Source organism: Mesorhizobium sp. CNPSo 4670, from assembly GCF_057784235.1.
The window spans coordinates 1-9,588 of record NZ_JBWJFQ010000042.1 but is presented as its reverse complement, the minus strand read 5'-3'; the positions used below and the strand labels follow the sequence as shown (position 1 = coordinate 9,588).

The window sequence follows — 9,588 nt, the reverse complement described above, 5'->3', positions numbered from 1 at the left end:
CGGCGTCGCCTTTTGGTCCTCAACACCCGTGCTGAGCACGACCATCTGATCGAAGTGCTGCAGGCGTACGGCCGCCCTGTGGTCTGCGCCTTTGAGGCGACCGGGAACTATCACCGGCCAATAGCATGGCGCCTGGCTGAAGCGGGTTTTGAGGTGCGGCTGGTGTCGTCGCTGGCGCTGGCCCGAACACGAGAAGCGTTGCACAGTAGCTAGGACAAGAACGATCCAAAGGATGCACAGGTAATCCTGCACATGCTCAGGATCCAAGCGAAGCAGCTCTACCATGATCCGCTGCGGGCGTCACCACTTCTTTCCCACGAGATCCTTCAGCGCGGCATTGTCGAGCATGGCGTCGGCAAGTAGCCGCTTCAGGCGCGCGTTCTCGTCCTCAAGGCTCTTCAGACGCCTCGCCTCGGAGATGTCCATCCCTCCGAAGCGGACCTTCCAATTGTAGATCGAGGCATCGCTCACCCCGTGCTCGGCGGCACAGATCGGCCACCGAAACCCCTAGGCGGGGAGCCAATCCCTTTCCTGAGGCGGCCGATCTGTCGCGAACCTTAGGATTTCTGCGATTGAGCGCGGCGTTGGCCGAAGATAAACGTCCACCCGAGATTCACGCCGAGTCTGGCAAGCGCAAAGTCAACAGCCTGCATTGCGGTGACACAGCGATCAGAGACGAAGAAATCAGCAAGCAGGGCAGCGGTGGGGTTCAGAGAGGACGCAGCGCAATGACGGTTGTTGGCACCCTGGGATAAGCCGAATTCAGCAGCACTTAAACGATGCCGGTATGATGCCAAGCCCGGCGAGCCATCCCCACACGGGGGCATACCCGCCATGAAGTGTCGCCATGAGAAACGGCAGGAGGCGATGCATCCGATCAGGCAATGGACCGCACTGAGCACGTCCGGCTTCACGCCCTTGACCGCGCGAGTGGTCAGCGTCGTGGCGGCGCAGAAGCGAAGCAACGAGCGCCAAGCCGACGCCGTCAGCCATTCCGGTCGGTCTGCACATCCCCGAGCTTCGGCAGGATGGTGAGGACCAGGCCGAGGAACGCGAGGCATATCCACCCGATCTTGTGTCGCGGAGCGCCTCGCCCAGAAGCAGTCCGCCGGCGAGCACGATCCAGAAGGGTTGCAGATGATAGATGATCGTTGCGAATCCGATGGAGGTTCGATGGAATGCCTCGAACAGCGTCAGCCATTTGAGGGCGAGGCAGATGCCGCTCACCAGCACGAGTGGCCACAGCTTCCGCTCAATGGAGAAAAGGCTTTGCCAACCACCCCGTAACCAAACCCATCCAATGAGCGCCAACGCTCCGAACAAGCAGCGGAAAAACACCATGTTCAGAGTCGGCTGGCCGGACGAGACGGAAAAAGCCCTCCCGTTCCTGACAGAGCCATGCCTACGGAGAGCGTGATTGTTGCCCATGTCAGCGCGTTCTAGATTCCATCGTCCTCCATTGTAAACATTTTTGCGACCAGTTCTCAAGCAACGTAGCAGGCTGTCGCGCTAGTCGAATTGTTGGATCCGACGGCCTCGATGGGCTGCGAGGAAGCACGCACCTGCGAAATCACACCCCAAGGACCGAGAACATCGATGTAGACTAAGGCTGGCTTACAAGACTGTCGAGGATGTCGCAGAGACGAGCATCATCACAATGGCGTATCTTTGCGTGTACGACCGATCCCGGCGATCACCATAGAGCGAGACCGATCGTCGTGGCGGCGATCGCCCGCGAGATGGCAGCTTTCCGTGGGCCATCGGCCACGAGGTTGAGCCGGTGCGCTGAAGATGCGGTGCGCTTCCCCCGCGAAGATCAAGCTTCTGGCAAACGCCCGTCTCCCAAGGGCGCCGCCTGAAGCTGATTAATCGGCTTCAATCCGACGGAACAACCGGGACAGCACGGAGACGGGATGTGGCCTCGGTGGGGAATTCCCCCGCTAGCTATGTGGCTGGGCAACGGCCCAACGCCCCGATTCTAGACAAGCATAGCCCAAGACGGATTACGGAAGTGCGGTAGCCAACCCGTGGATAAGAAGGGTCCGCTGGCTAGCTCGCGAACAGCGCATCGTTGACCGTTCCACAGCAAACTCCAAGTCTTCATCCTCCTTGGCCAGCGGCAGCTTGGAAATGATGAGCTGGAATTTAATCGAGCGCGCTTGGTTCTTGGCGACTTCGGCTGTCAACAGTTCGCAGATAACGCCGCCTGGCCCTCAGATGAAACGCGAACTCTGGCGCGGAGCTGCCATCGAGCTGGCCATCGGTTCGCCGCAACAGCATCATGCCTGAGCCAAAATCAGCCGGACCGGGTTCCTCCCCCGGCCAAAGTCTCCTCATCGATCTGAGTCCCTTTCGTCCTTTTCGGTTGCACCAATGTTCGGCGCGATCACCCGTTAACTTGCGCCACCTGCCCTGGCGGCCAGAACGTGAGGGACCGCAGATTACTTCTGTTCGCCAAGGGTTGGAAAGGGTGTGATCGACCAACCGATTAAGTCGACGGCACGCTGAAGTATCGCTTCGGTCTCAGCATGGCTGGGTGAGGCGGCGATGACATGTCCCATGGTGTCTCGGAAATCGCCTTTCCTGACGATCGGCGTCTTGGGTTCAACATACAACTTGATCTCGGCGACACCTGGTATGGCAACCGCCAGACTGCGGCCCTCGATCCAGTCGAGGACGCCGTCGCCCTCAGGAACGAGGAACCGCGAGGCCGCAGTCTGCGAATGCCTTCTGCGCAAGTCCCATTCCTGGCCGATCACAAGCTTGAGGTGCTCGGCAATGGGATCAATACCGTAAGCTAGCTGAATCAGCCGGGGAGTGGTCCAACCCGGAAGACGCGGATTGACTTCGATGACTACTGGGCCACGCTCCGTCCACCGGAATTCAATGTTCGCTGGTCCCCAGCTAAGGTCGAGAGCGCTCAAACAGCTCAGTGAAACATCGGCGATACGTTTATGCTCGTAATCAGTCAGCAGGGCCGGAAAGATGCTGCCACGAACGACGAAATTGGGTAGGCAGTCGAAGTCAGCGGCACCTACTGCAATGACCTCATTTCCCATTGTGTCAGCGCTATACTGGGGGCCTTGCGCAAATTCTTCGATCAGTATCCTTGGCGAAGACCCCCATGTTGGTTCCCCAGCCAGCAGATAGGCCGTGTGATCGGCCAACTCGTCGACGTTGCGGCACAATCGGACGCCGCAGCTGCCGCTGCCGACGGCTGGCTTGACAATCACCGGTAGGCCGATCTCCATTGCAGAGCTTTTCACCTCCGTCGCATCCGCTGCCAAGCGATAAGCGGGCATTGGAACGCCGGCCGCCGCGAGGAGTTGACGTTGAGTATATTTATCGCAGCATTGTTCAATGGATGCCGGATTAGGTCCTGGCAGATAGAAATGGCGGCAGAGCTTGCCAACTGTCGCATAGATCGACTCGTCGAGGCCCGAAAAGCCAGTAATGCCAGCAATGTCATAGGTCGCACGTAGCCGGGAACATTCGCGGATCAGCGCATCGAGATCGTCTGTATCGACACGGATGGCCTCAAGGCTTTCCGCCGCAAGATAGTCGTACTCAGCTGGATCGGCCGACAGCGTAATTGGATGAAGCCCAAGACGCTGGGCTGCTTTTATGTATAGCAATCCAACACTCCTATGACCTTCGAGCAGGATGAGCGCTCTTGTTGCCATGGGCCATTGACTCCGACGTTTGCGTGATGTGCTCGGTTCGAGCGTAAACAGGCATCGATCTAATTTGTTTTCGACCTTAGACGTTGCGGTCAAGGTACCATTGTCAGTGATCCGCGCTCGCAAAGATTCTGTAAAGTTATTTGAAGGATCTGTTACCAGCAGCGGGATGGCACGGAACATCACGACGAACGTCAGAGAGATGCGATGTCCAGGCACTAGTTTGACCTGTAAGAGTTTAAACTAATCTGCTCACGGCGTCATAGGGCAAGCGAATCCGCATCACCGATTCCCTAAAGGAACGCCACCGTAGCCAAGACTGAAATTAAGACCGCCACGGCCGCAGTTAAAGACATTCTGCAATCGAACCGGGATGGGCTGAATGAAGTCATCCATGCGGTGATGCCGGAGCTTCTTGAGGCCGAGATGGAGGGAGCGATAGGCCGTTCGAAGGGTTAGCGGACATCGGAGCGGCTCGGCTGCCGCTCGGGTTACTATGGGCGCCCTTGTCACCCATGTCGGCAAGCTGGAGCTGCGGGTTCCGCCGGGCCGGTAAGTGTCGTTTCTGCGTTGCTAGCTTCGGAGCGCGCCCTTGGTGCATTATTGCGGAAGGGTATGTGCACGGCTACCCGCAAGGTGAAGACGATCAGGGAAGAGCTGTGTGGCCATGCCTTCTCTGCTTCGTCGATTTCGGCCAGCAGCAAGCGCCTGGACGAGAGCCTGAAGGCCTTTACCAAGCGCCCGCTGCAAGAGCCGTTTGCCCACCTTATCCCGACGCCCGCTACGAGAAGGTACCCTGGCCAGCATCGTCATGAGCCAGGCGGTGCTGATCGCCGTCGGCATCGCCTGGGACGCAACGTGCCAGATCCTGGCCGTGGATAGATGGCCAATCGCGAGAGCCGCTCGCGCTGGAAGGATTTCCTCGTCTCGGTGAAGGCGCGCGGCCTCATCGGGTATCGAACTGATCGTGTCCGACCATCATGCCGGCTTGATCGCGGCGATCGGCGAAGTGATCCCGGAAGCTGCCTGGCAATGCTGCTACGTACCTTCACTTCCTCAGAAAACGCCGGCAAGCGCCACATCATCTTACAGCGAGATGATTCAAACGATGCGGAAGCTGCAGGGGCGCTCTGCCTTCGATCCACCCGGTTCGCCCAGGACGCAGTTCGAGGCAATCGCCGCCTGAATTGTGTCAAATGGAGGCGTGCGGCGCGGCAATTCTGGAGCTTGCAACACAACTATTCGGCTTGGCCGCTACGGGCATGCGCTTTTTCGAAGCCCTCTCGCTTCAACTCGAAGACCATGACCGCCGGCGGCCCGATGATCCGGACAAGAAGGCTCCGCAAGACCAGCGGTTGCCGTTCCACGCCACGACGCTTGGACCGTTGGTGGCAAATCGGGGGCTCGGAAACCTTGGACAGCGCGCCGTTCGTTTCCACCATGGCGCTCCGCCCGTCTACAGTACCGTGATCGCTATCTTCTCCGGATCGAGCGCTCGATCGGCCTGAGCGGGAGCCCGGCCAACCGGACCCGAGATTCACCCTCTCTCCGGCAGGCGACCGCTGCTCTTCGAGATCCCTGTTCAGCAGTGTCCGGGTGAAGACATCTGTGTTCGGAACCTGACATACTGAGGCCGCAAGTATGCTGCCGTTGCCGCGCGAAACACACGGTTTTCGCGCCTGTTGCCCACACAACCTTTTCGGTGGCACGCCGATTGCATTGGATCCGGTGAAGGATGCGTTACGACCATAGCGGTCTCGTAGTCTCCGGCCCACGGGGGGTCCACATGAAACTTCCTCGAACGATCCAAATCAATGCGATAGACGCTGCACTGAATGCGGTCCCGCCAGTTGAAGCTGTGCCGCGGCCGTCGCGGGTGCCGCTGTCATTCTCCCAGCAGCGGCTTTGGTCCCTTTCGCGTCTGGCGGGCGGCAGCGAGGCCTGTCACATCCAGATGGGGCTTCGGCTTCGCGGTGAGCTGGACGAGGCGGCCCTGCTGTCAGCCTTGGACGGGTTGGTGGTGCGTCATGAGGTGCTGCGCACCACCTTCCGGATGGAGGACGGGGAGCCGTTCCAGCAGATCAGGCCGGTGAATGTCGGCCTGCCACTGAAACGAAGCGATCTGATGGCGGCGGCGGATGCCAAAGCGGCGATCTCGAAGCTGATGCGTCATGAAGCGCAGGCGGCGTTCGATCTGGAAGCTGGGCCACTGACCGGCGGCCGGCTGATACGCCTGGCGGTGGAGGATCATGTGTTGCTGATCACAATGCACCACATGGTCTCGGACGACTGGTCGCGGAAGATCCTGACCCGCGATCTCAGCGAGCTTTACGCCGCGGCCCGGGACGGCCGCGCGGATCGGCTTGCGCCGTTGCCGGTGCAGTATGCGGACTACGCCCTTTGGCAGCGACGTTGGATGGCAGGTGAGGTCCTGGACCGTCAGTCGCAATACTGGCTCCGGATGCTGGCGGGCGCGCCAACGGTGCTGAAGCTGCCGACGGACCGGCCGCGTGCGGCTCAGCAGGACAACAGCGGCAGCTGCGTCGGCTTTGCGCTGCACGAGGCGCTGACCACACAACTCAAGGCGCTGAGCCGACGTCACGGAACGACGCTGTTCGTGACTCTACTGGCGGGCTACGCGCTCGTGCTGGCGCGGCTGTCTGGTCAGGCCGATGTGGTCATCGGCACGCCGAGCGCCAATCGCACACGCTCCGAGATCGAGGGGCTTATAGGCTTCTTCGCCAACATCTTGCCGCTGCGGATCAATCTGTCGGGCGACCCGACGCTGGAGACGTTGCTGGAGCGGGTAAATGCCGTTGCGATTGGAGCGCAGACAAACCAGGACCTGCCGTTCGAGCAGCTGACGAAACTCGTGAACCCGCCCCGCAACCCGGCTCACACCCCGATCTTTCAGGTTATACTTACATGCCAAAACAATGGCGAGGAGCCGGCGTCGCTGCCTGGGCTCGAACTTGAATACGTCGGCGTCGACCGTGTCGCGCAACACGATCTCGTGCTTGAGCTTGCTGAGGTCGGCGAGGCGATCTGCGGAAGGCTGATTTACGCGACGTCGCTATTTGAGCGGAGCACGGTCGAGCGGTTTGCGACGGATTTGCAGCACGCGCTGAACCAGATGGTGGCCGACCCGGCGCAGCGGGTTTTGTCGGCACCGCGTCTGTTGGCGGAGGAGCATCACCGTTTTCAAATGGATTCCGACCCGACGGAAGTCGTCTATCCGCAGGACCCCTGGATTCACGAGTTATTTGAGGCGCAGGCGGAGCGATATCCGGAGGTGATCGCGAATGTCTTCGAGAACCAGGGTTTGAGTTATCGCGAGTTGAACGCGCGGGCGACCTCGGCGGCGCCTCGCGCTTGCCCGCCTCAGTCATCGTCCCCCAACTCGCGCCCGAGGCCCCACACTGCGGTCATGAAGTTCATTGAGGGGAGGCGCGTCGTCACCGAGGGTGAGCTACAAGCGAACAGCATCACGCGTTATCATGTCACAAAATTCTATCGTGAACAGATCGCCAATAGTGGTTACTACGACCAGCTTAAGTACATTGTGGAACCGTCATTCGAGGAGTTCGAGAGTCCCGGCAATCTGGATACGAGCGGCGAGCACGACAACACTGTCGTGCCGGGACTTCAGCACAAGTACGCCCAGACCGGGTTGTTGCTGGTAACGGACCGCTGCGCTTCATATTGCCGATTTTGCTTTCGCAAACGCATCGTCGGCAAGGACTCCGATGAAATTGCACCTGATTTCGACCAGATTGCGCGATATATTGGCAACCATCCTGAGATGACGAACGTATTGCTATCGGGAGGCGACCCGTTCGTGCTCAGCACCGCCAAGATCGACAAAATTCTTGATCATCTGCTGCCGATCCCACATTTGGATTCGATTCGATTCGGCACAAAAACAGTCGCCTACGAGCCCAAGCGGTTCGAGGATTCCGCTCTACCTGCTTTGTTCCAACGGATCCATGAAGCGGGTAAGGCCGCAGTGATCGTTACTCATTTCGACCACATCGGTGAAATTTCGGTCGATGCGGAGCGCAACATTCGCTCCTTGCGCGCACAGGGCGTGCAGTTCCTCAACCAGTCCGTGCTTCTCGCGAAAGTCAACGATGATCCCGAGGTCTTAGCTGCGACCTTCGCCAAGTGTCACCAAATGGGTGTCCTCCCCTATTATCTCTTTCAGGGCAGGCCGGTGAAAGGCGCATCGCATTTTCAGGTTCCACTGCGCCGTGGACTAGAGATTGCGCACGGCATCAACCAACGTCTAAGCGGCATCCAGAAGACATTTAAATACATCATGTCCCATTACACAGGAAAGATCGAGATCCTCGACCTTGGAGCCGATGATCGTGTATATATGAGATATCATCAAAACAAGACTCCCGAAAAGATCGGAAAGATCTTTTCCCGGCCGCACCGCGAGGGCGCCTGCTGGTTGGACGATTTGCCCGAAGGATGAGATCGAAAGGCGCGCAATACTGATTACCGACACATGGTGGAGGCCATCCGGTCACGCCATCGCAGCACAAACCCAAGGGTGGCAGATTGCCGCGCCCTCCGATTTCAGATCCCCGCCAAAAGGTCAATGGCTGCCAAAATATTTAACAGCGGTATGAAAAAAATTCACAAATGTTTTCTTTCAATCTTATCAACACTATGCAAAATCACTCTAATGATCATATAGAGGTAAAGCACATGAATCGCGAGATGATTAATGCAGTGTCTTTATCCGAGCTTGAATCATACTTCAGCGAAGATTATTATCATTTTGGTGATGTGGTAAATCCGCCGGAGACCAGTGACCGACAAGCAGGAGCAATTTGGGATCTTCTTTCCCTTGCGCAAGGCAGCGCAGTTCTTGAACTTGGATGCGGCTATGGGCGGATTACCAACCGGTTGGCTGAAAAAGGAGCGCGGGTAGCCGGACTTGATATCTCGCCGATCTTGCTAAAAAAAGCCGAAGCGGATGCTGCTGAACGCGGAGTAAATGTTGAGTATGTTCTGGGCGACATGCGCTCATTTCCCTGGCGAGATCGATTTGACGCGGTTTTTCTGTGGTACACGACGTTTGGCTATTTCGACGACGCGGACAATGAGAGAGTTCTTCGTGAAGCCGCTTCTTCACTTCGAAAGGGCGGGCGCCTTCTAATCGATTCCGCCAATCGCTTCGCTTTCCTGCGCCGCGAGTCGCCTATCTACGTTGTGCAGCGTAACGACGATCTAAGAATCGATATAATGAGCAACGATGTACTAAGCGATCGTCGGAACCTCGAAAGGATTATCGTTCGCGATGGATGCGTTAGACGAACGCAGCTTTCTTTCAGGCAGTATGGGTTTTCCGATTACGTTCGCATGTTGCGATGCGCGGGGTTCGAGACCGTTGAAGCTTATGGGCAGGAAGGTGGAGCGTTTACCGCCAGTAGCGAGCACCTCGTGGTTATCGCGCACAAATAATATCAACGGGAATATCCTATGACGCACTTTGCGTGTTCTACCCTTGTTGGACGCTGTATTGTTATTGTAAAGAGGCCTCGGCAGAGTTCAAGGGTATTTAAGCTTAGCAGCGCAAAGTACGCTTCGAGGAAAGCAAAGCCGAATTGGTTGCCTCGTGCAATCGTCGTGTATCAAGATAGGAGAACTGCCATTGTCTGCGTTTGGTCAAGAAGAATATCGCGCACGAACGACCCGGCTGCGGCAGAAGATGGCGGAGCGAGGAATCGACGCGTTACTTGTCTTGACTGAAGGTAACATGAACTACCTTACAGGCTACGAAGGATTCTCAGACTATGTTCCGCAACTGGCTCTTGTCTGCCAGAATGAGGAGGATCCGTGGCTTATATTACGTGAGATGGATACTTTGTGTGCAGACGCCAGCTCGTACCTGCCG

At 57.7% G+C, this 9,588-nt stretch carries 6 protein-coding genes and 4 pseudogenes; 6 read left to right on the top strand and 4 right to left on the bottom strand.

What is annotated here, in order from left to right:
- Positions 1-300 (top strand): annotated as a pseudogene (locus AC0ZT5_RS34535) (IS110 family transposase); the annotation flags it as partial.
- Here the strand turns inward: AC0ZT5_RS34535 and AC0ZT5_RS34530 are convergent.
- From AC0ZT5_RS34530 to AC0ZT5_RS34520, 3 genes and pseudogenes are all read right to left on the bottom strand, one after another.
- A pseudogene (locus AC0ZT5_RS34530) lies at positions 290-523 on the bottom strand (transposase); the annotation flags it as partial. The pseudogenes AC0ZT5_RS34535 and AC0ZT5_RS34530 sit on opposite strands and share 11 nt — an antisense overlap.
- 239 nt (positions 524-762) lie before the next feature.
- Positions 763-1,428 carry an EamA family transporter gene (locus AC0ZT5_RS34525; RefSeq protein ID WP_488500084.1) on the bottom strand — a complete coding sequence of 222 codons (666 nt, stop codon included), beginning with the start codon at positions 1,426-1,428 and terminating at the stop codon, positions 763-765.
- Between the two features lie 1,013 nt (positions 1,429-2,441).
- The gene (locus AC0ZT5_RS34520; RefSeq protein WP_488500083.1) at positions 2,442-3,683 is read right to left on the bottom strand and encodes an ATP-grasp domain-containing protein; all 1,242 of its coding nucleotides are present in this window, start codon (positions 3,681-3,683) and stop codon (positions 2,442-2,444) included.
- A gap of 321 nt (positions 3,684-4,004) precedes the next feature.
- Between AC0ZT5_RS34520 and AC0ZT5_RS34515 the strand changes: the two are divergent.
- Positions 4,005-4,821, top strand: a pseudogene (locus AC0ZT5_RS34515) (transposase); the annotation flags it as partial.
- A gap of 97 nt (positions 4,822-4,918) precedes the next feature.
- Here AC0ZT5_RS34515 and AC0ZT5_RS34510 read toward each other — a convergent pair.
- Positions 4,919-5,122 (bottom strand): hypothetical protein, encoded by a 204-nt coding sequence (locus AC0ZT5_RS34510; protein ID WP_488500082.1) that lies wholly within the window; start codon positions 5,120-5,122, stop codon positions 4,919-4,921.
- Positions 5,123-5,415: 293 nt separating this feature from the next.
- Here AC0ZT5_RS34510 and AC0ZT5_RS34505 point away from each other — a divergent pair.
- The 4 genes and pseudogenes from AC0ZT5_RS34505 to AC0ZT5_RS34490 all read left to right on the top strand — a co-directional run.
- Positions 5,416-6,831 (top strand): annotated as a pseudogene (locus tag AC0ZT5_RS34505) (condensation domain-containing protein); the annotation flags it as partial.
- Positions 6,832-7,107: 276 nt separating this feature from the next.
- Positions 7,108-8,160, top strand: coding sequence for a KamA family radical SAM protein (locus AC0ZT5_RS34500; protein ID WP_488500085.1), 1,053 nt, complete (start codon positions 7,108-7,110; stop codon positions 8,158-8,160).
- 236 nt (positions 8,161-8,396) lie between these two features.
- Entirely contained in the window at positions 8,397-9,155 is a 759-nt protein-coding gene (locus AC0ZT5_RS34495) for a class I SAM-dependent methyltransferase (RefSeq protein WP_488500081.1), read from the top strand.
- 190 nt (positions 9,156-9,345) lie between these two features.
- Positions 9,346-9,588 (top strand): aminopeptidase P family N-terminal domain-containing protein (locus AC0ZT5_RS34490; RefSeq protein WP_488500080.1); only part of this gene is annotated, 243 nt, incomplete at its 3' end.

Excerpts from the sequence above, each read along its gene's own strand:
- AC0ZT5_RS34500 (WP_488500085.1), top strand. The coding sequence starts at position 7,108 with ATGAAGTTCATTGAGGGGAGGCGCGTCGTCACCGAGGGTGAGCTACAA.
- AC0ZT5_RS34495 (WP_488500081.1), top strand. The coding sequence starts at position 8,397 with ATGAATCGCGAGATGATTAATGCAGTGTCTTTATCCGAGCTTGAATCA.
- AC0ZT5_RS34520 (WP_488500083.1), bottom strand. The coding sequence starts at position 3,683 with ATGGCAACAAGAGCGCTCATCCTGCTCGAAGGTCATAGGAGTGTTGGA.
- AC0ZT5_RS34510 (WP_488500082.1), bottom strand. The coding sequence starts at position 5,122 with ATGGTGGAAACGAACGGCGCGCTGTCCAAGGTTTCCGAGCCCCCGATT.
- AC0ZT5_RS34525 (WP_488500084.1), bottom strand. The coding sequence starts at position 1,428 with ATGGGCAACAATCACGCTCTCCGTAGGCATGGCTCTGTCAGGAACGGG.